This window comes from Aureitalea sp. L0-47 (assembly GCF_026126405.1).
Classification (GTDB): Bacteria; Bacteroidota; Bacteroidia; order Flavobacteriales; family Flavobacteriaceae; genus Pukyongia.
Window position 1 is genome coordinate 668311 of the sequence record NZ_JAFMTQ010000001.1, and the last position, 25162, is coordinate 693472.

Below are 25162 nucleotides of genomic sequence, written 5' to 3' on the forward strand. Positions count from 1 at the left end.
TTTTAATTGTTGCCGTGGGAGCGTCGGATTCGCCGTGAGTATTAGTTTGTTGATGAATTTAGCGATTTTAGCTCGAGATCCTGGCGATAATTTATAGCCTTGTAGTGCTTTCGTTATTTGCACTTTTTATCTTTTAACAGTTCTATAGGTTCTTGCATTTCCTTTTTTAAATTAGATAAATGCTGTTTCTGTCTAATGAGCATAGCCGTAAAAAAAACAAGATTATCCTGAAACTTTAAGAACATTGGACTATCAGGGTCATTTGTCCAGTTGTTTTTTGGCAATAGAGCAATAAGTTCTTTATCAAGTTCTCGATTTAAATAATCAATATCTTGATATCCAAATTCACTTGTGGATTCATAATCCATCATTCTTTTGATTAGCTCATTCCGATTTTCCTGAAGAAGATTCAACGTATTGTTCAAATATGTACTATGCTTGATCAGTCTGTTCTTCAATTTAATATCTGTTAACAGTTTCAACTGTCCTGAAGATGTTAAATCGTCAAAAGTAATACTGCTGGGTACAAAAACATCTTGTCTTACGGCAACCACAAAATCATTTAGGATTTTACTTCTCTTATTAGGTATGTTGTTTAAATCCATGATAAGTTCTTTGCAGAGCTTTATTCTGTTGGTTATTAGTTCAGAAGTTTCATCAATTAATTTTTCATTGAATTCAAAGTCATCTAAAATTCTACAATAATAATCTGCTTCAGCAATTTTATTTTTTCGGTTTTCGTTCCAATTATTTATCTGAAGTGCAATCAGAATTCCAATTACGACAAGTAAAATTTCTCCAATGGCATATTTAAAATATTTTCCAGTTTTGTTTTCACTCATAAGGTTGTATCTAATACGTCTAAAAAACTTAATCATTGGTTAGCGGTTGGTTATATTAAAGCACGACGTTCACGGCTTAGGACTTTTGGGTAAATTTTCTTACCCAAAAGCACTAGAGAGAGTTGTCGAATTCAGCCGTCTACTTTATTAGATGAAAAGACAATCAAATCAGCTCAATTTGAGCTGATTTATAGCCGCTGTTAGTGGTAGCTCTTCTGTCATTCGTCATGGCTTAAATTTCACAAAAGTTGATCCATTAAATTTAAATGCTCCATTTTCATGTGTTCCAAGCCAAAGGTCGCCATAGTTATCTTTGTTAATGCTGAATAAAGTAATGTCTTTTGAATTATCTTGAACTACATAATGAGTAATTTTCGTTCCATCGTATTTCCAAACGCCATTACGATAGGTTACAAACCACAAATTATTATTGTTGTCTCTTACTGTTGAAAGATATTCGTCCAAATCGCTGTCCTTTTTTCCATCTAAACCCCCTATGCTTTCGTGTCTTGTGTAAAATTTATTGCTTTTTAATGCTGCGCTGTCGTAAACACTATAACGATATTCGGTATTGAACCAAAAGTCGCCATTTTTGTCTTCCGTAATTGAACGCACTCCGTTCGCTCCTTCGTTGCGAAATTCTGTTACATCCTCTTCTGTAATCCAATCAAACGATTTTCCATCGTATCGGCAAACTCCAACAGGGTTTGTGCCAAACCAAATGTTTCCTTTCTTGTCTTTATAAATGCTATAGATTTCAAAAGAATTGGATAGGTTTGGTGGTTTGGGCAATTGCAATTCATATAAAGTAGTACCGTCATACCGATATACTTTTTCAGTTTGATAAGTATTTCTAAACCACAAATCATTGGATTGAAGTTTCCATTCATTGCTTTGGGTTGCTGTGATTGTAGTAAATGATTGTCCGTTGAATTTTACAATTGTCGATTGAGGAGAACAACTAATGAAGTAAATATTGCCTGATTTATCTTCTTTTATTTCATCAACTCTATTATTTGGCAATCCATGTTTTGTTGTATAATTAATCAAAGTCTTTCCATCATATCTATACACTCCCGTATTCCAACTTCCAAACCAATAAATATTCTTTTTGTCTTGATAAACAACCATTATGCTGCTTCCAATTTCTTTTACGGTGTCGCCCTTTACCAATAGTTCTTTAAAATGATCAGTGTTTTTTTTCTTATTAGAGATCTGTCCATTGCACGATGTCATCAGAGCTAAAATACTCAGAAATAAAAGTATGTTTAATTGCATTGTTGTCTGTTTGATGGTCACAGTATCGTCATAAAGTTACCGCTAACGTTCAAGTATAAGCATTCGTTTTAATGCCGCTTATGCGTTGTTGACATTTGTTTATTTATTTTGGTTTTGAGTATTCGATCAATTCCTCTACATAGTGAAAATCACCTTGATCTTGAGTAAGTTTTATGAAAGTTTTTACAGCAGGAGCATATAACCAAACTTCTGTTTCATCTGCACTATACCCCCTGGAATTGGTGGTTTTACCAGTGTATTTAATTGTGTAGGCCATAAATGTTCCAGCTTCTACTGTTTCTTCCTGATATGATAGTATTTCGGCATCTTGACTTTGTTTTCCTGTTGTGCCGTCCTGGCTTGTCCAATTGTTTTCATACTTCCACTTTTTACCCACTTCGAGAGGCCAGTCATACTTTGGTGTTTCGCTTTCTTCTGGTTTAACAATTTCGGTAACGGGAATGGTGTCCTTACCGATTGTCATGCCTAAAACTCCGTTAGAACTAACTATTTCTCTTGTATCTTTTCCATCAGAGCGCACTTCTCCTTCAGTAGTCACACCTTTGTATTTCCAAACCCATTTTTCACCAACCGAATAATCAGCCAGAGTTGGTTGTTGGGTTATACCAGATTTAGTGTTGTCATTACAGGCACTAAGTATTAATACTGCAAGTAATACTAGAAATTGGTTTTTCATATTCTTGATTTATATTTTACTTTTACTTTTTTAAATAAATGTAGGAATTCCAATTCACTTAACCATCTGAGCTGATTTATAGCCTTTGTTGTAAAAAGTAATGTTAGAAGGCACTTATTTATCTAACAATAGTTGAAGTCCCATTTTTAAATGTTCTGTCCAATTGCCATGCTCTCCTTTTACACTCATCACATCGGCATTTTTAGACTCAAGGAACTCAATTTCATGTTGAGTTAGTTTTCCAACTCTTTGGTCATTTTCGATATAGATATATATTAGATTAGAGAGGTCGATGTCTTTTAGTAATTCGGTATATTTCTCGTCTCTATTTATAGCTGCGGCAATTTTTCGCATGTTAACTGTATAAATATTGTCTGATTTTTCACCAATTATTGGTGTGATAGCATCTGATTCAAAATTAGCCTCGAATCCCTTAGAATAAGCTTCACTGATTTCTTTAGTCATATCAAGTCTACCTACCATTAATAAATATCTGTCTGCAATATTGTCATAATCAACAATAGATTTTAGACCAACTAAAGAGCCATATGACCCGCCAACAACATATACTTTTTTCTTTTGTGATTTAAAAAAACTTATGAGCTCAAATAGCGTTTGAGTCGTTTTTTCATTATAATTTTTTGCCTGTTCCCACGATATCTCCTCATTTTCTGTTTCTTCAGGATGCAGTGTTTGTGATTCGCGCATGTTGATTAAAAAATAATTGTTCTCATCTATTCCGCCCGTAAGATTCATGAGCATCTCAAAACCGTAGGTTGTCATTTGATTTACAGGACCTCCTTGTAGGTATATAATTACTTTATCACTATTAGGGTTTCCAAAAGAATAACCTTGTTTTTTCAATGATTCAGGAATGTTATCATAGATAATTCTTATGTCCTCATTTTTAAGGAGGCTTTTAACAACCAAGGCTTTGTATTCTCCATTTTCAGCAACAAACATTTGAGGTACTAATTTTTGTTCCATTATTAATGGCAATACATCTTTAAAAGATGCTATTGTCCCATCCTCATAATAAACTGGTTCAAAATCGGCAGGTGGTTCTTTTTTTACCAGTTCTTGCATCGGAAGCAATTTTAAACTATCAGGAATAAATACATATTCCTGACCTTGTGAAGCAAAGCATATTAGTAAGCTAATAATTAATAATGTATTTTTCATTTTGTTCTGGTCTATGTTAGTTTAATTATTTTTTACAACGTTTTTATGTATAGTTTGGTTACGGAAAGATCCGCAGGATTCTTTCCGCCGTAAACGAAAGATAGAGAATTGTAATGACACGAGCACGAAGTGCGAACTGTGCGTAAGCAAATTTTCAGAAGTCGGCGAGAACAAGCAACCCGCCAGAACGATTCTGTCGGGCTGGTTACTTATAGCCATTATTAGGCAACGTTTATTTTAATTTTTTTATTACCAAGGGAGGTTTCGTTTTTTAATTTCAGTTTGATATAACTTTTCAAGTTCTTCTATGAGACTGCGTGAAAGAGAAATATCAATACTTTGGACATTGCTCGTTAGCTGTTCGATAGTTACATTACCAGGAATAACGGTAGAAACTGCATCATAAGACAAACAGAAAGCTATTGCTTTTTGAGCTAGGTTTTCCTCAGTTCCAAATATAGACTTAACTTTGTTTACTAGTTTAGCTCTGGTTTCTATATCTTCTTTAGTCCATCTACTTCTAATATCTTTAAAACTACTTTCGGAATTATATTTGCCAGTTAACCAGCCAGAATCAAGCGGAATTTTCACAATAATTCCAACTTTTTCATTTTGTGCTTGTTCAAATCCGCGCAAAGTATCCTGATGAAAGATATTAAAAAATACCTCCATTACTTTTGAGTTTGTTGTATCCATTAACAACTTCATGTCCTCATAGGTGTCTAAAGAAGCCCCGTATGCCTTTATTTTTCCTTCTTCAATTAATTTCTCAAGTATTTCGTAATGGTCATTTTTATTTCCATCAAAATATTTAGAAGGTGGGTTGTGAATTATCAGTGAGTCAACATACTCTACTTGGAGCCTTTTTAAGCTTCCTTCTAAAGATTCCCTTATATAATTAGAATTAAAGTTTAAAGTACCAGTATGTGTATGACCAAATTTCGTATTAATTACAATTTTACTTCGGTCAGCACCTTTAAGAGCCTTGCCTAATCTTTCCTCACCAGTTCCATGTCCATAATTTGGGGCAGTATCAAAAAAGTTAATTCCGAAATCTAAGGACTTATGAACAAGTTTAATGGCTTTAGTTTCTGTCATGCTTTTCCAACCAGAGTTTTGTCCTAATTGCCATGCTCCAAGGCCTATTTCAGAAATATTTATAGAATTTTTAATGTATTTTTTATATTTCATTGAGTCGAAAAATCTTTTTAAAAGAATTAATACATTTATTATTAATCAATATTTTTTTTAAAGTTGCCAACGGTCTCGGCTATGAGTAGTTGCGTGGTTTAGTAATTAACTCCCGCCCGTAACGAACGGCACGTTCGGGCGGGTTACTTATAGCCATTATTGGCAATAGTTATTTTTCGTAAATAATTTCTCCTTCTTTGATGGTTTTTAAAACTTGTATCTCTTTTATTTTTTCAGGATTCACTTTTAATGGATTTTTATCTAAAATCACAAAATCAGCGAGTTTTCCTTTTTCAAGACTTCCTTTTCTGTCTTCCTCGAAATGTTGGTAAGCTGACCATATCGTTATTGCCTGTAAGGCCTCATATGGTGATAACCTTTCATCAGGACCAATGATTTTGCCTGAACGAGAAGTTCGCTCTACTGCTGTCCATAAAACGCGCATTAAATTAGGCAATGCAACTGGTGCATCTGTGTGAATAGTAATGTCCATACCCTTTTTTAGTGCTGTTTTTACTGGACTTATACTTTGGACTAAAGAATCTCCTATTAATTGAGTATGCCAATCTCCCCAATAAAAAGTGTGCAATGGAAATAATGACGCAATCATTTTCATTTCTTTAGCTTCGTCTAGTTGGTCTTCACGAATATATTGCCCGTGGATTATTACATCTCTTCTATTTTCTTGACCATAGTTTTCTTGTAATGGTTTCATGGTTCTAATAAACTGGTCAATTGCAGCATCGCCATTAGTATGGGATAAAATTTGCCAATTATTCTTGAAACCTTTTTCTAATATAGAAGTAAGTACACTATCATTTGGAATTGCTGGATAACCACTATAGTCATGAGGCATTCCATCTGGTGGAATGAGATAAGGTTCAGTTCTCCATGCAGTTCTACCCTGTGGTGAACCATCTAATGTTACTTTCATTCCACCAATCCTATATTTATTAGTATAATCTTTGCTATTCCATTTACTATCCATGTATTTATCTACAAATGCGTAGTCTATATAGCTTACTACATCAATTTTGTATTTATCCTTTTCAGCCATTGCAACTAGCATTTCATGATTTTGCATTGCTCTTCCTTCCTGAGCAGTTGTATATCCATAGGATAAAGCCATTTCTTGACCGGCTTCGAAAAATCTAATCACGGCTTCCTCAGATTTGGGCGCAATAGCTTGCAGCATATAAGGGATTGCAGCTAGTTCTTCTAAAACTCCATTGGGTTCTGTAGAGTTGTTTTCGCGTCTTATAATACCGCCTTCAGGATTTTTACTGTTTTCATCAATTCCCAACTTCTCTAATCCTATTGAGTTGACAACAGCAAAGTGACCTGAAATATGTGTTATCATAATTGGAAATTCTGTACTTACTTCATCCAAGTCGTGTTTAGTGGGAAATCTTTTTTCCTTCAAGATTGAATCATCAAATCCAGTACCAAAAATCCAGCCAGTCAATGCTCTATTTTCTGGTGTATTCCATTCCTTTAGAACTGAAATTAAAGTTTCCATGTCATCAACATTGGCGTCTGGTGAAGCTAATAATTGCGCACCAATAGCTTGTGCACCAAAATTGGCAAAATGGGCATGACCATCAATTAATCCTGGAACGAGCGTTTTTCCTTCCAGATTAGTCATAATGTGACCTTTTCCAGCGATTGTCATTGCTTCTTCGCTAGAACCAGTAAAAATGATTTTTCCATCTTTTTCAACAACGGCTTCAACATAATTCGGTGAATCACCAACCATTGTAATAATATCTCCATTATAGTAGACAGTAGATGGATTTGATGTTTCAGTTTTTTTGCAAGAATAAATAAGAGTTATTCCTAAAATTAGAAGCAAGATTTTTTTTGTCATTATTATTTTGTTTTTTCTAATTGTTGCCAACTTTAAGTGTATGACCTGAGCTGGTTGCGACCTTCGACCCTGTTGGCAACATGCGGCTGTGTTTATTAACGTTGGCGGCAGGCGCGTAGGGGGAGAAGGGAGCCGCGATGAAACATTCCCGGACTGATTTAGTTTTGTTTAAAGATATGAATTTCCTGAAAGCAAAAACGAGAAATTGGATATAGCCACTGTTGGTCTTTCGTTGTAATCTAAGAGTATATTTCTAGCAAACAGTCTTTGTGATCATCCAGGAACTCTTCTACCTCTTCAATAAATGACGAATCTTTTTGTAGGCGATTAATTGTTAAATGAATCACTATTGAGTTAGGATCTGGTGGAAATCCTGTAGTAACAGTCCAGCATAACGCATTTGGGCATTCCGCTAATGCAAACCGTAAACCGCCTTTTATTTCAGACCGAGTTAGAGTAAATTCTCCCCAAACGCCTCCTATACTGGCTTTATCTTTGATTTGGTCGCCTATTACGAAAATATCATTACTCATTGATTCCAGATTGCTCAGAGTTAAAGTTCTTTGAATATCACTTTCCTGCACTTTCGCTTTAACAATTCGGAAAAACTCCATATTTCTATCGATATGTTTTTATTAATTCAAGTTTCAGATTACAATGAAGGCCAACGTTTTCGTGAAGGACCTGAGCTGGTTAACACTAACTCAGGAGTTACACAAAAAATTATTATGATTTGAAGGTAATAATTTTTGGGGTATAATTACCAGCTTGGGTTATACGCGTTGTTGTAAGCAGTTTTTATAACTTTTTGAACCATAGTTTTTCCACTCGCTCATTATTACTAGTAACTCGCAAGCCAATTACTTCACCGTTCGTATCCCTTTCAAATTTCACATAAGTAAAAAAACTCCTGTTTGAAACAAAGTAATCTTTCGATAAAGGTTTTAAATCAAAATCCCACCACAATCTATTAGACATTGTTGTGTTATGTTTAACTTTTAATTCTCCCTTCGAAATAAAGATCTCATATTCTATATTTAATTCAGGGCTTAAGTATTTCCCTTTATAATCTAAAATTTCTAATTCGCTCAATGAGTAAGATTCATCGTTTATTTTAAGTGCATCTTGATTTCCTTCTGGACCAATTAATGTAAGCTTTAATTGCGATTCTGAATCTTTACTAAATAAAATTTTAAGTGGTGTATTTTCCAATTCAAAAAGGGATTTAGCATTTAGTTTCATTGGAATATTAACACCGTTATTCGGGCTAAAAAAAAATTGATTATTCTTCTTTAGTACTTGCCATAATTCCCCAATATACCAGTATGGTGTTGGAATAGATTTATAATAACCAGTTATAGTATTATAGTTAGTGATAAGTGTCTCATCATTGATTTTAGGAATAATATTAACCTCTTCCTTTTTATTCTTTGAAATAAATAGTTCAGCAATTTGGTCAGCGGCATATTCAGGATCGAACGCGTCATAATTTGAAAGAATTATTATACCCAAATTAGATTCTGGATAACGACCAATCCATGTATGATAACCTGCCGAATCTCCTGAGTGCCATATTTTTGTTTCACCACCAATGCCCTTATTTATTATTAAGCCAAGACCCCAAGTGATTTCATCTCCATTATTAAGAACAGCTGGTTGTTGCATTTTATCAATAAGATTGATGTCATTTGGTGAAGGGTTGTCTAAATATAAAAGCCATTTGGATAAGTCTAAAGAATTCGAATACACGCCTGTTCCTCCATAAAAAGCCCATAAGTTACCAGAGTCTTTAAAGAATCCATTTTTATTTTTATCATAAGAATCTGCACGATTTGGAATAATTTCTCTGATGCCTGTAATTATTGAAGTATCAAACATTTTAATAGGCTCAAATATTTTTTTCTTCATCCAGGTTCCAAAGGGTTCTTTAGTTACTCGTTCTATAATTTCAGCAAGTAATGTCCATCCAGAATTACTATACCTAAATTTACTTCCTGGTTCAAAATTTAATTCTCTTTGATTTAAGATTAGTTCAAGTGCACGTTCTTGAAAAAATGCTTGACTCTTCCAATAGCCTACAATAGATTCTAAAGACGTCTCTTGTCGAAGACCCGAAGTATGAGTTAAAAGATGCTCTATTGTAATTTTAAAACCAAAATCATGAAGTTCAGGTATGTATTTGCGAATATCGTCTTTAAGCGAGAGAACGCCTTCTTGCTCAAGTTTTAATATTGCAAAAGCCGTAAACTGTTTGCTCGCGGAAACCAAATGAAATCTAGTTCGAGAGGTTATGGGAATATTATATTCCATATTAGCCATTCCATAACCACTAGTAATGATTAGTTCCCCATTCTTTAAAATAGCAACTGCCGCACCTGGAATCGAATCATTAAATTGTTTTGAAAAAATTGCATCAACTTCCGCCTTTAATTCATTATTCGAAACTTGCGAAATAGTATAGTTAAAAAAGAATAATGTCAATGCATATCCTAATATCTGTTTCTTGAGTAGTTTCATTGTTGGACTAATTGCTTACAACGTGTTCGTGAAGGACCTGAGCTGGTTAACACTAACTCAGGAGTTACACAAAAAATTATTATGATTTGAAGGTAATAATTTTTGGGTTATACACGTTGTTGTACGCTGTTAGTCTTTATTTAATAACGATTCATAAATTCTTGATTCTTCTCCCCAAGGGTGATATCCTTGACCAATATATTTAAAGTCATATTTTTCGTAATACCCGATATGACCCGTACACAGATATAGATAATCAAACCCAAATTTTTTAGTGTCACGTTTTGCCCTATCAATTAAAAGGGATCCATAATCATTGCCTCTATATTTTTCATCAATGAATAGAGCGCAAAGCCAAGGATATAATTCCCCACGGCTGATAAAATCATTAGTAATTAGTCCGGCGCAACCAATTAACAAGCCATTTAATTCGAGTAAATACCACTGAGGTAGAGGGTTTTTTGCGTTTAAGCTATTGGAAATACAGTCTTCATAAATGATTGGAAGAACACTTGGCCAACTTTTTTGAAGATAGTCAATTGCCTTGTCCTTGTAGGCTGGATGTTCTCTTACAGATATTATTTTTAATGATGAGTTGATGATGTTAATTATAATGGCGTACAACCGTTATGTATAAAAATCTGTGGCGGCTTGGAGCGTTTCGTTTTAGTCCGCCAGGACTAATTTACTTAAAATTAGGGGAGTGGAAATAATGGCTTGAACCCGCCATAATTTTTATACTTTGCTAGCACTTGTTTTTCGGTTTAATACTTTTATTCCAAGTGTTATTAAGACTACTATTAATGCAATAAAAAATATACTTGTTGAAATGCTTTTTATAACTGAAAATATATTAGTTGTATAAACTGTAGTCTCTTTCAATTCGGGATAATTTTTAAGCATTGTGATAATTCCGATATTTTCCAAATAATCTGCAATTCCTGCAATTATCGGTATTAGGCAGAGATAAATATATGGGGAATTTAATTTGTTCAATTTTTTCAAGAAATATCCCAAAATCAAACAGTAAGAAAGTCCGAATAGTAGTGGGTAAATCATATCAACAGGTATTTGGTTGGTTAGATATGTCAAACGTCCATTTTCTCCAAGCGAAGTGAATAATTCACTTACATATTTCAAATCATATCCTGTGGGCATCATATCCAATAATTTCATTCCGTTAGAGAATTCCATTGTTTTGGGAATTGTCACAGTCCGCATTAAGGTGTAAACAAGATTGGTCAAGACAAAAAGTCCTAAAACCTTTTTCCCTGAAATATTCTTTTCTATGAATTTTATTAATCGTTTCATTTTTTTCTCCAATAAGTGCTAACGGTCTCGGCTATGAGTAGTTACGTGGTTTAGCACTTAACTCCCGCCCGTACCGAACGGTACGTTCGGGCGGGTTGCAAGTACGCTCCAAGCTGAAAATCCGCGAGACACGAGCACGAAGTGCGAACTGTGCGTAAGCAAATTTTCAGAAGTAGGCGAGTAGAAGCAACCCGTCCGCCTTTGGTGGGTTACTTATAGCCATTGTTGGCGTTTCGTTATTTCTGTTTAGATAATATTCCTAATTGTTCACCCATTAACATATGATTGTAAGAGTTCCCATCTTCTTGCATTGGAGCGTCCAAAGTGAATGAAACACCATCTTGAAAAATCATTATAAAATCAGAACCACCGAAGGCAAAATGCCCAAGCATATCACCTTTTTTTACAATTGTTCCAGTAGTAATATTTTCTTCAAAATTGACTGAACCGACAACTCCCATACCGATAGGCATTAAAGCGACCAGTCCATATTCCGCAGTTTCCAATATAACACATCCTCTTGTCTCAACAGATTGCCATCCCGTTTTAGCACTTGGATTAAATGCATACCTGTTGTTTTCCTTATCCCACCACAGTTGACCACCTGTTGGATTGGCACCTTGAATTATTCGGGCCTCTTTTATTGTTCCACCTAATGGAAAGTGATATCTGTGATAGTCGTTTACATTTAAAAAGGAATGAGTAAATGTGCCGTTTGCAAATGCATCTTTGTATTCACTGTCATCACCAATAAGTTTTGATATGGATTTTAGCGTTGCAGACTTTACAGGAACCCCTTCTTTTCCTATCAGATTCGAATTATTGTCTATCTTCCAAACACCCATTGGTTGCGAATCGGCAAAAGAAGCTACTTTAGACTCATCATCAGGACTTGCAATAGGGCGCATGTCAGGGGTTTTTAAATATCTCGCAAAGAACTGATTAAAGGTTTTCCAGTTCGAAGGGTCCTCATACCACCCATTTTGCAATCCAAATGCGGTATCGTTTAATGCCATTTGATAATATTCATCATTCCAAGACTCTTCAGTGTCTAGAAAAGCACCCCAAGATTTGCTGAAGCTTGTTAACCATTTTGTAAATGGTTCATAATACTGGAGAGAATTATTGACCAATCCTTTTCCTTCAAGCTCTGGTATTGGTTGATCAATTAGGAAATAAAACGCACCAAAGCTTTGAAATATATTATCAAATATCTCAGGATATTTTTCCTTTTTAACTACTGCCCAAGGCATTGTTGTTTCCGTCCAAGTAATAAACTCATAATATTCTTCAAGGTTCTGAGCAGGGTTTGTGTTTCTGTCTGGGTTTATTTCTTTAGCTTTTTCTATGGAAGATACTAGCATTGACTTAAGTTCTGGATTATTGTCTAAAAGAGTGATTAGTTCTTTTGTTGCTTTTCCGTATTCGGTGCCCTTTTTGGGTGAATTACAGGAAAAAATACCAATGACTATAATTAGTATCAGTAAGAGATTTCGATAATATTTCATATTTATCATTGTTTAAATTTACTTTAGCTAATGAACGCCAACGTCCACGGCTATGTTCCTGTTGCGACTTCGGCCCTGTTGGCAGCAGGCGGCTGAGTTTATTAACGCTGGCGGCTGGTGCGTAGGGGAGAAGGGCGCCGCGACGTAACATTCCCGGACTGATTTAATTTGTTTAAAGATATGAATTTCCCGAAAGCGAAACGAGCAATGGAATATAGCCATTGTTGTGCTTAGTGTTTTATTTCCAAGTCAATCTGTCTTCCTTCTTCAAATGCTTTTTTATCCATTCCCGTACCAACTGCTATACCAATAGCCATCCCGATAGGCAATCCTATTCCTAAAAAAGCCATATTCCCAAGGCTAGCACCAAAAGCAACACCAAGAGGAATTCCGAATGCAGCCATTCCAACCGCCAACCAAGTATTTCGATAATGATTTTTAGTCACAAGCTTATGCTCTTTCTCAATTAACTTAATAATGCGAGATTGAGTTTTATTTATTTGTCTTCTTAACACTTTTTCTGATTCCGAAACTGAATTTATTTGGTCGATTCCATCATTAACAGAGTTTACAGTTTCATTGGGTAATTCCTTTGTTCTCAATTCCACTAAGAGTTTATCGAATTGAGCATAAGAAGCATAAAGCTTTTTATGTTGGTCTATATCTGGTCTGTTTTTAAGTTCTTTTATGTCCATCTGATATCATTAAGCACAACGTCCACGGCTATGAATTCGACGGGTTAGGCCAGCGGTTTTGGGTAGCTTTTCGCACCCAAAAGAGCTGGAGCGTCATGTCGAATTCAGTGGACTCTTTATTTTGTAGTTAAATTAATCAATTCGGAACGAATTGAGCTGATTTATAGCCACTGTTAGGCGCCGTGTTATCGACTTATAACTTTTCAATAATTGCTTTTCTCCAAAAGTAGACTCCAAAAACACAAGTCACAATTGCAAACATTATCCCGTTTTCACCTAGCCAATGTTCTGTTCCCTCATTTTTAATTGTTATTTCAGGTAATATTTTTTGAATATACACATTACTTACTGCGTGAAATATTACCGCTGGCCATAGGCTTTTAGATTTAAAGGTGTAGTAGGTCATAATAAATGACATAGAAATAATTACTATAAAGAATGTCATAAATTCCAATAGCACATTATTACTGTAGTAAACAAGCAGCGGCCAATGCCAAGCAGCCCAAATAAATCCACTAAAAATAGAAACACCAGTAAATGAAAGTACCTTTCTTAATTCATAAATAAAAAAACCTCTCCAACCAATTTCCTCTCCTAAAGTCGTTGCCGAGGCTCTTATTACTTCTACAGTTCCTAATAAAATAATAGCTATGATTGTTATCGACGCTGGATTTAATGTTCCTATTCCAAACAACCCAAGTTCTTTTCCCCATTCTGTAATTGCTTCTTCATTAGCTAAGTTTCCGAATCCGAAAATCCAGATCAGTATATAAGTGATTATACCATATAATGCAGGAATAAAATAGGACCATCGGATATATTTCCAATCCCCCCACTTCCAATTTAGTGATGAAATTTTACGCCCTTTTATTTTCAAGGTTATAAACGCAGCTATCGCGGGACACCACATGATAGCTCCAACATATATCCTTGAAGGATATAAATTGACTATGGCATAGTGGAAAGGTGAAGTAAGTAGAATGACAAGCGCAAGAAACAGGAAAATTGTCTTCCAGGCTTCTTTGCGTTCGGATAAATTTTTTAACATTAGAACTTTCTGATTGTTATGCTCACAGAAGACGAATCGATTGCGGGTTTGTTACATTGCGCCTAACGTCCACGGCTATGAGTAGTTGCGTGGGTTAGCACTTAACTCCCGCCCGTACCGAACGGTACGTTCGGGCGGGTTGCAAGTATATACCAAGTTGGAAATTCCGTAGGAATTTCCAAAGTAGGCGAGAACAAGGAACCCGTCCGCCTTTGGCGGATTACTTATAGCCATTGTTGTGCTTTCGTTAGTTTTCATCCTTCTCCCATTCTATTGGATCTTTGTCAATAAATTGGGTTAAGACTATGTTTGTAGAATCAACACCACTAAAATCTAATGTTTGATTCCAGTTAATAGCGTAGAAAAGAGAATTATTCAATTGTACGAGCTCCGATTTTGCTCCATCCCACCCAGTAACATATAGAGATTCATCAGCATAACTAATTTTTATTGGTTCAACATCTTTATTAGTGTAGTGTCCAATATATCTGCTGTATACTTCTTTTTCAGGTGTGAGTTCACTAAAATTAAATTGATATAAAACCTTATTTAAAAATTTGAGTAAGTCCTTTTGGTGTTTGGCTCTTTCGTTTTCCCAGCGTGTTCGTTGAAGCAAATACGCTAAAAATGATTCATTATCATAAAGACTCTTAACTGCTATTTCTTTTTCCTGCAAACTGTATCTCTTTTTAAGAGCAACAGATCTCCTCAAACCATCATCGCTCAAAGGGGAAAAAAAGTCTTTCGAAGTGGTCATCATTAAATTTAAAAGATTATCAGATTTAGTTTCATCTTCAAAACCAGCCTGATATTGTGAAGAGAAGTTTGCTAAAGCTTTAAGTAATTCTTTATTATTTAGAATTGAGGTTTTTCCTGAACCTATAATTGCGTTATAACTTCCCGTAATAGCTACCGCTTGATGATGCGAAAATGCACCCTTGCGAATATATTCTCTAATGATATCTGGATGAATTGAATAATCTTGAGATTCTATAGCATCTATTAAATCTCGAGAGCTTAATATGGCTCTTTCTTGATTTTTTATAGTTTCAAGAAAATTTAAACGTGTGGCTATAAAGTCTTCCTTAATGTCTGAAAGAATTATAGCCTCTTGGTCTTTCTCTTTTCTTAATTCATTACTGTTGTTAATCTGCAGAGCTATTACTATACCAATGACAACAAGAACTATTTCACCAATAGCGTATTTAAAATACCTGCCTACCGGCCAGGCAGGCTTTCCGGTTTTATTTTTCTCAATGAGGTCGTATCTAATTCTCCTAAAAAACTTAATCATAATTTTATGTTTAATGCCAGCGTTGCAGTCTGGCCCCTTCACTAAAACAGTCCGCTGGACTGTTTTTTTACGTTGGGTCCTCTAAAGAATTTTATCATTGGTTTTTATTGTTGAAAGTTCGAGGATACGATCGATGGTCACCTTGATTTGTGATAGCTCGTTATTGCCTTTTGAATCTAGACCTAATATGGTATTTAAGATACCTGCTCTCCTAAAGAATAGATTCTCGAAATCGACTGTAGCAAGGTAGTTTTTATCAAATCTATCATCCTTCATTCCACCGCGCCTCCAAGCAACATTAGATGCTAGCTCTGGAAAAAGATGATCATAGAGAAGTTGTACTGCTATGTCCTCTTCTTCTTTATAGTCGGCTAGCACATCCTCCCATGATACCAGAAGTACCCTTAACTCAGGATCGGAGATCAGCTCGAATGTGGAAGAGTTGACCAAAGACTTGATTACTCCTTGAGATGGATTAAACGTGCTCCAATTCCCCCAATATTGGAAACCTTTACTCACTGTGTCTATATTGATGGTCTCTGGATTAATAGGGAATAGCGAAATCATGTATTCATTATGAGCTAAAGATCGCTCATGTACAAAGACTACACTATCCAATTGGGTTCTATTTTCGAGGAACTCCTGATGAAGCGCCTCCAGTAGTAGTTGCTCTTTGTTCGCTTCCTTACGCCCCTGATTCCAGTTACTTACTTGCAAGGCTAGTAGGATACCTATCATGACTAACACAATTTCGCCAACGGCATATTTCAAATACTTTACTGTTTTATTTTTCTCCATGAGGTCGTATCTAATTCGTCTAAAAAACTTAATCATATATATCTTGATTTAATTGCCTGCGCACCACCTGGCTCCTCACTATCAAAGGTCTACCAGACCTTTGATTCCCGTTCGGCCCTCTAAAGAATTTTATCATATTCTATTTCCCGAGAAAGCGAGAATCTTATTTATTAATGGTTAGTCATAGTTTCTACTCCGAAGCTTTTCGGCCTTCGTAGCCAAGCTACTTCGGCGAAGTAGGCAAGCGAAGAAGTAATGAAGCACAACGCCCACGGCTATAATTTCGGCCTTTACCGAACGCCCTGGAACGTGATTTGTCTAAATATAAGAAGAATGTGGAGATACTCTTCAGCGAGCGGCTGAATTATAGCCAATGTTGGCTGCCGTTATTCTTTTTTAATCCAATTTTCAATGTCGGTTAATAATTTATCAGATACTCCCTTATAGGAATGTCCTGATTGATAGACATTGCATTCTACTTTCACTGCTTTGTTTTCTTTTAACGCTCTATAAAGGGGCAGAATATAATCTTCTATACTCACAACATTGTCGTCAAGTCCACCAGTCAATAAAACGTCAACATTTGATAGACTATCAACCTGCTTTAGGATATAGAAGTATTCCTGATTATCAATTAACTCTTGAATTGGGTTATCAAATGCAAAATCTACAGGTCCCATTGGTTTCTTGATCGATTGAAAAAAATCGGAGTAACCCTTAAGCAGATTAGGATTTGATTTTACTAAATCTCCGAAAATTCCAAGGTCACCTCCTGAAATGCCAATAACTTGTTTGATTTCTGGATGCTTAATTGCATATAACATAGACATATGCCCGCCATAACTATAGCCACCAATAATTATGTTTTCCGTGTCAATGCCATACTTCTTTATCATTTCTACTGAATTGAGGAATATCAATGCTGCACCTAAATCCTCTTGCGAATTCATCAAACCTTGCTTCCCCTCGCTGTTATGACAGCCTCGGAAGTCAAATTGGTAAACATTGATGCCATTCTTAGAAAGTGTTTCTCCAATGTTCCAAATGTCTCCTGAATCCATAAATCCTTGCGTAAACAAAAGTGTTGGGGAATCCGCTTGTCTTGATGGATAGAAATATCCTGTAAGTTTTGAACCTCTACTTTCAAAGGTTAGTGTATCTACTATTGTTTGTCCATTTGTAGAAACAGATATGATAAGGAGCAAAACGATTTTTATAAAAAGATTTCTCATGTCTGTATCATTTTAGTTATTCTTCCAATTGCATATTGCTTCAATTTCTAATTACTATATTATTACTAGATAGATGCTGCGTTTGCAACCTGTTGTGGCGGTTTTCAATTCTACCTACAGTATTCCCACTATGGATATAGTTTTGGATGTAATAGTTTCCAGTGTAACCTGCATTATTGACAAACTCAATCATTCCTCTTAGGTCTGAGTCATTAAGAAGTTCCGAATGAAATGTTGTCCTGAGCTCAAAAGGGATTTCCGCTTTAAGCAGAATTTGTAATGATCTTTCAAATTCTTTAAATAAAGTTGAATCCGTTACCGATTTAAATTTATGTAGTGGTGCTTTGAAATCTAAAGAGACATAGTCAATAAGACTCAATCTCAACATCTTCTGAATAAGATCAGGTTTTGAGCCATTCGTATCAATTTTGACTAATAGTCCTAATTCTTTTAAAGCTCTTGAAAATGGCATTATTTCTTCATGCAATGTACATTCACCTCCACTGAATACGACACCATCCAAAAGGCCATCTCTGGATTTAACAAATTCAAGAACTTCCCCCAATCTCAATTGGCCTTTCCCGAAAACTATTTCAGGATTGTAGCAATAACGGCATCTCATGTTGCAGCCCGCAAACCAAACTATACAGGAAGTTTTGTCCGGATAATCAATTAGAGAAAAAGGAGTTAAATCGCAGACGATTTTTTTATTCCACATATTCTTTAAAGTGCGTTCGTTGTTTATGTTCCCCTTTTTTTCCAATATTAAAGCTTTCTACAGGACGGTGGTAGCCCATCACTCTTGTAAATACCAAACACTTGGTTCTTTTATCTTGGTTTTGCTCAAGTACGTCTGTGTTTTTGATTCTAGCTTGCATAATTCTTATTGTTTTTGGTTAATTCTTCTAATAGGATATCATCGCATTTTGGGCAGTACTCATGTTCTCCTATAATGTAACCATGAGTAGGACAAATACTGAAGACAGGAGTTATGGTTATGTATGGGAGTTTAAAATTTGTAAGGGTTTTCTTTACAAAATTTCGACAAGCTTCAGGCGAGCTAATTTTTTCACCCATATACAGGTGCAAGACTGTACCACCAGTGTACATACACTGCAGTTCATCTTGTTTTAGCAATGCCTCAAAAGGATCTTCAGTATAATTTACCGGAAGTTGTGAGCTGTTGGTGTAATAGATGTTTTCACCCTCACCTGCTTGTATGATATTCGGATAACGCTTTTTATCTTCTTTCGCAAAACGATAGGTTGTGCCTTCGGCAGGAGTGGCTTCCAGGTTATATAAGTTGCCGGTTTCTTCCTGAAATAATTGCATTTTGGATCGAACGAAATCTAGAATTTCTATGCTAAACGAAACACCTTGTTCAGCGCTCATATCAATTTCACCATCGGTGAAATTCAACAGCATTTCATTCATTCCATTCACTCCAATCGTGGAAAAATGGTTTCTGAAACCTGGTAAATATCTCTTAGTATATGGATACAAACCTCTATCGAATAATTCCTGAATGACTTTTCTTTTCTTTTCCAAAGTTGATTTTGCCAGAGAAAGAAAATGGTCTAAATCTTTAAATAATCCTTCCTTATCACCTTTGTTTAAATAGCCCAAACGTGCCATATTAATGGTTACCACGCCAATGCTTCCAGTCATTTCTGCGCTGCCAAATAATCCGTTGCCGCGTTTTAGTAATTCTCTTAAATCAAGTTGTAATCGGCAACACATACTTCTTACCGCATTGGGCTTATACGCTTTCGGATTCTCGATTTTATTACCGCTCTCATCAGTTAAATATTGACTTCCAATAAAATTTTGAAAGTAAGAGGAACCGATTTTAGCTGTGTTTTCAAACAGGAGGTCTGTGTTTTCACCATACCAGTTAAATTCTTCTGTGATATTCACAGTGGGAATGGGAAAGGTAAATGGTTGTTCGTTGGCATCTCCCTCGGTCATTACTGTGTAATAGGCCTTGTTAATCATATTCATCTCTTGTTGGAAATGAGAGTAGTTCAGATCCTGTAAGGATTGAACTCCTCTCTCCAGAGATTTTTGTTCAAGAATTGAATTTTCAATGCCCTGAAATAGGTGTAGGTCATTTTTGGTAGGTATTTGTTGTTTTAAATCTTCAGGTACAACCCAATCCAGTGTAATATTTGTAAATGGGGATTGTCCCCATCTGGCGGGCACATTCAGATTGTATACGAAACTCCTTATAGCCTTCAAGACTTCATTAAAAGAAAGATCGTCTCTAAAAACATAAGGTGCTAAGTAGGTGTCAAATGAACTAAAGGCCTGAGCTCCTGCCCACTCGCTTTGAAGAATACCAAGAAAATTTGCCATTTGTCCCAAGGCTTCCCGAAAGTGGGAGGGAGGTCTGCTCTCAACTCGCCCTCTTACGCCATTGAATCCTTCATTTAGTAAATTCCTCAGAGACCAACCGGCACAATAACCTGTAAGGCAGTCCAGGTCATGTATATGTATGTCCCCATTTCGATGAGCGTAACCTTCTTCTCTGCTGTACACTTTGTCCAGCCAGTAGTTTGCAATTATTTTACCTGCGGTATTATTTATGAGTCCGGCACTGGAATAAGATGTATTTGCATTTGCATTGATTCTCCAGTCAGACATTCCGATGTATTCTTCAATGGTTTGTGTTGAATCAACGTAAGTGGTGTCTTCATTAAGGCCTTCGACATGCTCGCGCTGAAGCTTTCTTGTATGCCGATAGAGCATAAATGACCGTAGCACGTCAAAATAACCTTTACTAAAAAGCGATTTTTCAATGATATCCTGAATTTCTTCTACAGCCCATGTTGTTTTCTTCTCAATGGATTGAAGTACCTCAGAGTATATTGTCTCATCATAATTTGCTTGAACGCTATGAAACCCTTTTTTTATGGCGTCTTCAATTTTATACGGCATAAAAGGAACGTATTCGCCATTTCTTTTAATTACATAGTTTTCCATGTCTGCGATTTATGAGGTTATGATTGAATTTTTTGACGTTCTGTCGTAATTGCCTTAGGAAAGAGAATGTTATTTTCCAGATGAATATGTTTGTGCAAATCCTCTTCAAATTCCTTTAACAAGGCAAAAGCCACTGTGTAGGTTGCACAAGCTTCTTCGGGAGGGGTATAATTATTACTTAAATCTGCAATCAATCGAAATCGTTCACCTTCGTTGTCGTGTTCTTTCATCATCATATCAATAGGATTTTCTACCGTTCCGAAAGGCGGAGTGATTGGGGTTGACGCAATAGCCAGCTTCCTGATATAAGGAAATAGAATCAGTTCCTCTTTCTTCATGTGCTTTGTCAATTCTTCCGCAGAATCCAAAAAGTGTTTTTCAATTTCAATAAGCTCGGGATGGTTGCACCCATGAACCGATACTACTTTTTTTAAATGAGCCTTTATTTCAGGAATTCTACTTTCTACATACCGATGGTGTTTTTTCTCTATATAATCTGCCAACAAGTCCATATCCCATGAGCTGAAATTGGTTTCAGATTCTTTCGAGGTAGATGTGATTTCAATCAAACTTCCGATGAGTCGATTGGTCTCGATCGGTTTATTTTCGCAGGCTTCCTTTATTGTTTTGTTTCCATTGCAACAAAAATCTATACTATGTTTCTTAAACTCTGTTGAGGTTCGGTAGTCTGATGCAACTATTTCCCCTACCATTGATTCTTCTGTTATTTTCATTTTTTCATTTTTTAATTCTTAATTGGACAAAATTATCCGATTTAGGCACAAAAATTTTTAAATTACCAGCACCGATTCTCCTTTATCTACACTTATAGCTAACTCCAGTAGGTTTGTTTTCTTCATCATATCAATCAAATTTTCACGTATAATCTTAAATTTACTGTGAATCGGGCAAGGTGATGTTTCGTTACATTGCCTTAATCCCAACCCACATCTTTCAAAAATATTATCTCCGTCTATGGCAATCACAATTTCGTAAAGTGTTAGTTTACTTTGAACATCTTCTGGAATATGGTAACCGCCAACCGATCCTTTGGACGATTCTATGATATTGCTTTTGGCCAAAGACTGTAGAATTTTAGCGGTAAATGCAAGAGGTGAATCGATAGCTCCTGAAATCTCTTTTAAACTCACCCGCTTACCGGTTTGAGACTGCAGTGAAATATGAATTACTGCTTTAATTCCGTATTCGCAAGCTTTCGAAAACATAGGTCGTAATAATTTATGGGAAAATTAATAAAAAGAATAAATCAGACAAAAATATCCGAGATAATATTTAGTACATTTATAAACACGCTAATGTTAATAAAAATCCAGTATAGGCCACATTGATCTTCAATGAATTTGAACGTTATTTAAACACGTCTTTTAGTTGATGGCAGCCAACGGTCTTGTATAACGCTTCGTTGCGTTGTATCAACTTTAGGTTAATTAATAACTTATCATTTCTCGATTCCGCGTATCATTCCGATGGAAATCTGCTTACAGCAATGAGCGTTATACGTTGTTGTGCAACGTTTTTTGACATTTAACAAATAGAAGCTACTTTATTGATTTTTAACTAATTCCTCATAATTCGGATGTAGATATTTATAAAAAAAAGCTAATTCAAGTTCTAGTTGATTGGGTAAATCTGTATAACCATGACCTCCTCCAGCTGTCTCAATTAGATATACATTTTCATTACCTAATTCTTTCATACGTTGATGAAATTTTCTAGATTTTGCACAATGAGAAACATCATCATTACGACTTGTAAATTGTAAAATGGGTGGATAATCATTATCAGACTCTAAAATATGTAAAGGTGATATCTTTCTCATGTAATTCCATTCTTCTGGTATGTCAGGATCACCTCGTTCCCCAAGAGCACCAGTTCCTCTTCCGCCTCCTGTTCCAGCTAGCTCCAAATCTATGGAACCACTTTTGATGACTACAGCACCAAAGAGACCTTGATTTTGAATAAATACGTTAGCAACCAATAAGCCACCGTTGCTTGTACCATGAGAGCCGATCAATCCTGCCTTGGTAATTTGTTTTTTAATGAGGTCTTCCGCAACTGCCTTGAAATCATCGTAGGCATTTTGTCTATTACTTTTTCTAGCGGCTTCATGCCAATCAGGACCATATTCACCTCCACCTCGAATATTGCTTAATACATAAACGCCACCATCATCTATCCATTTTATGTACTGATTCAATGAATTTGGTAATATAGAATTTCCCCAACCACCATAACCTGTCATAATAACCGGATTATTTCCATCAATTTTTAAATCCTTCTTATGAATTATGAAGTAAGGTACTTTTGTACCGTCTCTGGATGTAGCAAACCATTGTTTTACTGTGTAATCATCCTGTTTCACAGGTTCATTATATTCAAGATATTTTTCTATATCTCCATTGGATTGTCGGACATATAGAACCCTTTCAAAAAAGCTTCTATAATCTATGTAATATCTGTTGGCCTTATTTTGGGTAGCTACAACTGTTAATCTGTTTCCAATTGGACTTTCAATCCTTTTGGATTGCCATTTGTCTTGGGCAAATGTCCATTCATACAACACCGATTGTACATCTTCTAGGGTTCTCACGATTAGAATGTCATTAGTATTCCATATGTTGTCAATGACATTTTTGGTATTTGATTCAGAAATCAAATTAAAATTCTTGTCACCATTCAAAAAGTCATTAAATTCTATGGCAATAATGCTTCCAGCTGGAAAATAGGTGTTTGCAGGTTTCCAGCCGCTTCTTAAATGCACGACAAACTGCCCTGAAACAAACGTCATATCTGCCACGTCTTTAGGTAGATTAAGTCTAGTTAGCTTTTCATCTTTTAAATGATAGTAAACCTCATCAAAGGCTTGTTTTTGTTCTGTGACAAATAAATGATCTCCTCTTTTATGAAGCATTAAACCAGCCTTTTTAAGTTTAGTCTCAAAAAGCACCTTCGCATCTTCTATAGGTTCACCGCGAGTCCAAAGCCGTAATTTATATCCATATTCTTTTGGACTTTCTAAATTTGTACATACATAAATAGAATTTGCATCATGCCATTGTACCTGCGTTTGCGCAGGTGGCAATTGAAACGCATTTTCAGCGATTTGCTCTGTTTCGTAATTATACTCCGTTAAAGCCTTTAAAAGTCTTTTACCCTTTTTTTTGTAAAATATTAGACAGTCGTTGAAGTCTGGTGCACGACTAATTACTTCATCGAACAATAAATCACCTTCAATAGGAAGTTTAAGACTTTCTATATTAATTCTATTGGGCCGCATTCCTAACAAATAACTACTATAAGGCATACGACCCCAGTTTTTACCTGAAATTCGTTCAGCATAGTCGCCAATTTGGCTCGCATCAGGTGGAACTTGTGCTAAAAAATTCCATTTCTTTCTTTTAAAATATTTTTTATTCCATTTTTCTATAACTGGCAGTATTTCAATAGTTTTAAAATAATCTAAAGCCTCTGTTTTTCGGGCACTAGTCCATTCAATATTATCTTTGGACTCTAGCTCATGCAACCATTGGTAGTCTTCTAATTTAAATGTTTCATTTTGAGCAAAACTGTTAAGCCCACCTAAGAGCATTAATATAAGGAAGAGGTAATCTTTCATAACAGTTTATTTTTTGATTTTACTATGTTTACTTAGCTCTTTTGCACGAACCACAATGTTGCACAACGTCCACGGCTATGAATTCGGCGATGGGCCGGCGTTTTTAGGTAAATTTTGAAAATCCAAAAACGCTGCGCTCAGGGTTCGAATTTTTAGTGGACTTTTTATTTAAAAGGGAAGTTAATCAAATCAGTTCAATTTTGAGCTGATTTATAGCCACTGTTGGGCTTTCGTTATTTATTTTCAATTCTTGAATCTAATTCTGTCTTTATTTTCTCTATTACTTCTTTTAATCGAACTATATCTCCATTATATCTTTCTATCCCTCTTCTTCTTGTTCTTTTTATTATGCTTAATACATTCAAAAACTCTTCATTACTTATTAAGCTACTATAATCATTAGGTTTCGCACTATATACTGAGTTATCAAAATATCTAATATTCTTTGAAAAAAATGGCATCACAGTTAATGATTGTATCCTTTCTTCATCTTTATTATAATCTAAAATATCTGCCAAAGTAACATCATAAATATTTATAATATCATCCCGAAGTGAATCATTTTTTATAAGTCCAACCCCAGTTGTTTGAAGTGACTTATATGATGAGCTTGTTATTAAAGCAGTATAAAAATGAGGCAGTAAGCCAAAGCTGTAATCAAGTTCTTCTGAATAAGGTAAACTGTTTTTACTGTAATTTTCTAATTTCGTAATTTCATCTATTGTTGATTCATGGAACGCCAGAGCAGTTTCTAACTCAGCTAAAGTTTGTTGTAAATCAACTCTTATGTTTTTGAGTATTTTAGTTTCTTCAGCTCTCTCTTTCCGATACTCATTCCAATTATTTATTTGAAGCGCAATCAAAATTCCAATAACGACAAGTATAATTTCTCCAATTGCATATATCAGATACTTACTGAATTTATTTTCAGAGAGTAACTTTTGTCTAATTTTTCTAAAGAATTTTATCATTGGTTATTGGTTGGTCAAATAATGAAGCCCAACGTCCACGGCTATGAATTCGACGCACTTGGCCAGCAGTTTTGGGTAGCTTTTTGCACCCAAAAGTGCTGCTGCGGATAAG

General features: G+C 35.4%; 23 protein-coding genes. All 23 read right to left on the reverse strand.

All coding sequences use genetic code 11. The features are described 5' to 3' along the window. Window positions 1-113: 113 nt before the first annotated feature. The 23 genes from J1N09_RS02975 to J1N09_RS03085 all read right to left on the reverse strand — a co-directional run bounded on the left by J1N09_RS02975 (window position 114) and on the right by J1N09_RS03085 (window position 25050). The gene (locus tag J1N09_RS02975) at window positions 114-842 is read right to left on the reverse strand and encodes a DUF6090 family protein (RefSeq protein ID WP_265198014.1); all 729 of its coding nucleotides are present in this window, start codon (window positions 840-842) and stop codon (window positions 114-116) included. 225 nt (window positions 843-1067) lie between these two features. Continuing rightward, on the reverse strand, window positions 1068-2120 hold the full coding sequence (locus tag J1N09_RS02980) for a two-component regulator propeller domain-containing protein (RefSeq protein ID WP_265198015.1): 1053 nt from the start codon (window positions 2118-2120) through the stop codon (window positions 1068-1070). Window positions 2121-2223: 103 nt separating this feature from the next. After that, a complete protein-coding gene (locus J1N09_RS02985; protein WP_265198016.1) occupies window positions 2224-2817 on the reverse strand; it encodes a hypothetical protein in 594 nt (197 codons plus the stop codon). A 114-nt stretch (window positions 2818-2931) separates the two neighbouring features. After that, on the reverse strand, window positions 2932-3999 hold the full coding sequence (locus tag J1N09_RS02990) for a hypothetical protein (RefSeq protein WP_265198017.1): 1068 nt from the start codon (window positions 3997-3999) through the stop codon (window positions 2932-2934). A 249-nt stretch (window positions 4000-4248) separates the two neighbouring features. Next, a complete protein-coding gene (locus J1N09_RS02995; RefSeq protein ID WP_265198018.1) occupies window positions 4249-5190 on the reverse strand; it encodes an aldo/keto reductase in 942 nt (313 codons plus the stop codon). 169 nt (window positions 5191-5359) lie between these two features. Beyond that, window positions 5360-7087, reverse strand: a complete 1728-nt coding sequence (locus J1N09_RS03000) for an amidohydrolase (RefSeq protein ID WP_265198019.1) — start codon at window positions 7085-7087, stop codon at window positions 5360-5362. A 209-nt stretch (window positions 7088-7296) separates the two neighbouring features. Continuing rightward, window positions 7297-7671 carry a hypothetical protein gene (locus tag J1N09_RS03005; protein ID WP_265198020.1) on the reverse strand — a complete coding sequence of 125 codons (375 nt, stop codon included), beginning with the start codon at window positions 7669-7671 and terminating at the stop codon, window positions 7297-7299. 184 nt (window positions 7672-7855) lie between these two features. Continuing rightward, window positions 7856-9574, reverse strand: coding sequence for a serine hydrolase domain-containing protein (locus J1N09_RS03010; protein WP_265198021.1), 1719 nt, complete (start codon window positions 9572-9574; stop codon window positions 7856-7858). A gap of 129 nt (window positions 9575-9703) precedes the next feature. Beyond that, entirely contained in the window at window positions 9704-10198 is a 495-nt protein-coding gene (locus J1N09_RS03015; protein WP_265198022.1) for a GNAT family N-acetyltransferase, read from the reverse strand. A gap of 111 nt (window positions 10199-10309) precedes the next feature. Continuing rightward, a complete protein-coding gene (locus J1N09_RS03020) occupies window positions 10310-10885 on the reverse strand; it encodes a hypothetical protein (RefSeq protein ID WP_265198023.1) in 576 nt (191 codons plus the stop codon). Between the two features lie 236 nt (window positions 10886-11121). After that, window positions 11122-12393: a phosphatidylserine decarboxylase gene (locus J1N09_RS03025; RefSeq protein WP_265198024.1), complete on the reverse strand. Its 1272-nt coding sequence runs from the start codon at window positions 12391-12393 to the stop codon at window positions 11122-11124. 230 nt (window positions 12394-12623) lie between these two features. After that, window positions 12624-13088 carry a hypothetical protein gene (locus J1N09_RS03030; RefSeq protein WP_265198025.1) on the reverse strand — a complete coding sequence of 155 codons (465 nt, stop codon included), beginning with the start codon at window positions 13086-13088 and terminating at the stop codon, window positions 12624-12626. Between the two features lie 193 nt (window positions 13089-13281). After that, window positions 13282-14136: a CPBP family intramembrane glutamic endopeptidase gene (locus tag J1N09_RS03035; RefSeq protein ID WP_265198026.1), complete on the reverse strand. Its 855-nt coding sequence runs from the start codon at window positions 14134-14136 to the stop codon at window positions 13282-13284. A 247-nt stretch (window positions 14137-14383) separates the two neighbouring features. Next, complete coding sequence (locus J1N09_RS03040; RefSeq protein WP_265198028.1) at window positions 14384-15430, reverse strand: DUF6090 family protein; 1047 nt, start codon at window positions 15428-15430, stop codon at window positions 14384-14386. Between the two features lie 81 nt (window positions 15431-15511). Beyond that, window positions 15512-16228: a DUF6090 family protein gene (locus tag J1N09_RS03045; protein ID WP_265198029.1), complete on the reverse strand. Its 717-nt coding sequence runs from the start codon at window positions 16226-16228 to the stop codon at window positions 15512-15514. Window positions 16229-16614: 386 nt separating this feature from the next. Then, the gene (locus J1N09_RS03050) at window positions 16615-17460 is read right to left on the reverse strand and encodes an alpha/beta hydrolase family protein (protein WP_265198030.1); all 846 of its coding nucleotides are present in this window, start codon (window positions 17458-17460) and stop codon (window positions 16615-16617) included. Window positions 17461-17500: 40 nt separating this feature from the next. Continuing rightward, complete coding sequence (locus J1N09_RS03055; protein WP_321160791.1) at window positions 17501-18223, reverse strand: anaerobic ribonucleoside-triphosphate reductase activating protein; 723 nt, start codon at window positions 18221-18223, stop codon at window positions 17501-17503. Next, window positions 18168-18338, reverse strand: a complete 171-nt coding sequence (nrdD, locus tag J1N09_RS15500; protein WP_321160792.1) for an anaerobic ribonucleoside-triphosphate reductase — start codon at window positions 18336-18338, stop codon at window positions 18168-18170. The genes J1N09_RS03055 and nrdD overlap by 56 nt, the downstream gene beginning before the upstream one ends. Beyond that, entirely contained in the window at window positions 18328-20442 is a 2115-nt protein-coding gene (locus J1N09_RS03065; protein ID WP_265198034.1) for a ribonucleoside triphosphate reductase, read from the reverse strand. Before J1N09_RS03065 ends, nrdD begins: the two co-directional genes overlap by 11 nt. A 17-nt stretch (window positions 20443-20459) precedes the next feature. Next, complete coding sequence (gene ric / locus J1N09_RS03070; protein ID WP_265198035.1) at window positions 20460-21176, reverse strand: iron-sulfur cluster repair di-iron protein; 717 nt, start codon at window positions 21174-21176, stop codon at window positions 20460-20462. A 57-nt stretch (window positions 21177-21233) separates the two neighbouring features. Beyond that, window positions 21234-21668, reverse strand: coding sequence for an RrF2 family transcriptional regulator (locus J1N09_RS03075; RefSeq protein WP_265198036.1), 435 nt, complete (start codon window positions 21666-21668; stop codon window positions 21234-21236). A gap of 338 nt (window positions 21669-22006) precedes the next feature. Continuing rightward, entirely contained in the window at window positions 22007-24079 is a 2073-nt protein-coding gene (locus J1N09_RS03080; RefSeq protein ID WP_265198037.1) for a prolyl oligopeptidase family serine peptidase, read from the reverse strand. 233 nt (window positions 24080-24312) lie between these two features. Next, window positions 24313-25050, reverse strand: coding sequence for a DUF6090 family protein (locus tag J1N09_RS03085; RefSeq protein WP_265198038.1), 738 nt, complete (start codon window positions 25048-25050; stop codon window positions 24313-24315). Window positions 25051-25162: the final 112 nt, after the last annotated feature.

Excerpts from the sequence above, each read along its gene's own strand:
- J1N09_RS03080 (WP_265198037.1), bottom strand. The coding sequence starts at position 24,079 with ATGAAAGATTACCTCTTCCTTATATTAATGCTCTTAGGTGGGCTTAAC.
- J1N09_RS03085 (WP_265198038.1), bottom strand. The coding sequence starts at position 25,050 with ATGATAAAATTCTTTAGAAAAATTAGACAAAAGTTACTCTCTGAAAAT.
- J1N09_RS03050 (WP_265198030.1), bottom strand. The coding sequence starts at position 17,460 with ATGAGAAATCTTTTTATAAAAATCGTTTTGCTCCTTATCATATCTGTT.
- J1N09_RS03075 (WP_265198036.1), bottom strand. The coding sequence starts at position 21,668 with ATGTTTTCGAAAGCTTGCGAATACGGAATTAAAGCAGTAATTCATATT.
- J1N09_RS03010 (WP_265198021.1), bottom strand. The coding sequence starts at position 9,574 with ATGAAACTACTCAAGAAACAGATATTAGGATATGCATTGACATTATTC.
- J1N09_RS02980 (WP_265198015.1), bottom strand. The coding sequence starts at position 2,120 with ATGCAATTAAACATACTTTTATTTCTGAGTATTTTAGCTCTGATGACA.
- J1N09_RS03035 (WP_265198026.1), bottom strand. The coding sequence starts at position 14,136 with ATGTTAAAAAATTTATCCGAACGCAAAGAAGCCTGGAAGACAATTTTC.
- J1N09_RS03020 (WP_265198023.1), bottom strand. The coding sequence starts at position 10,885 with ATGAAACGATTAATAAAATTCATAGAAAAGAATATTTCAGGGAAAAAG.
- J1N09_RS03005 (WP_265198020.1), bottom strand. The coding sequence starts at position 7,671 with ATGGAGTTTTTCCGAATTGTTAAAGCGAAAGTGCAGGAAAGTGATATT.
- J1N09_RS03025 (WP_265198024.1), bottom strand. The coding sequence starts at position 12,393 with ATGAAATATTATCGAAATCTCTTACTGATACTAATTATAGTCATTGGT.
- J1N09_RS03045 (WP_265198029.1), bottom strand. The coding sequence starts at position 16,228 with ATGGAGAAAAATAAAACAGTAAAGTATTTGAAATATGCCGTTGGCGAA.
- J1N09_RS03030 (WP_265198025.1), bottom strand. The coding sequence starts at position 13,088 with ATGGACATAAAAGAACTTAAAAACAGACCAGATATAGACCAACATAAA.
- J1N09_RS02995 (WP_265198018.1), bottom strand. The coding sequence starts at position 5,190 with ATGAAATATAAAAAATACATTAAAAATTCTATAAATATTTCTGAAATA.
- J1N09_RS03040 (WP_265198028.1), bottom strand. The coding sequence starts at position 15,430 with ATGATTAAGTTTTTTAGGAGAATTAGATACGACCTCATTGAGAAAAAT.
- J1N09_RS03065 (WP_265198034.1), bottom strand. The coding sequence starts at position 20,442 with ATGGAAAACTATGTAATTAAAAGAAATGGCGAATACGTTCCTTTTATG.
- nrdD (WP_321160792.1), bottom strand. The coding sequence starts at position 18,338 with ATGCAAGCTAGAATCAAAAACACAGACGTACTTGAGCAAAACCAAGAT.
- ric (WP_265198035.1), bottom strand. The coding sequence starts at position 21,176 with ATGAAAATAACAGAAGAATCAATGGTAGGGGAAATAGTTGCATCAGAC.
- J1N09_RS02985 (WP_265198016.1), bottom strand. The coding sequence starts at position 2,817 with ATGAAAAACCAATTTCTAGTATTACTTGCAGTATTAATACTTAGTGCC.
- J1N09_RS02990 (WP_265198017.1), bottom strand. The coding sequence starts at position 3,999 with ATGAAAAATACATTATTAATTATTAGCTTACTAATATGCTTTGCTTCA.
- J1N09_RS02975 (WP_265198014.1), bottom strand. The coding sequence starts at position 842 with ATGAGTGAAAACAAAACTGGAAAATATTTTAAATATGCCATTGGAGAA.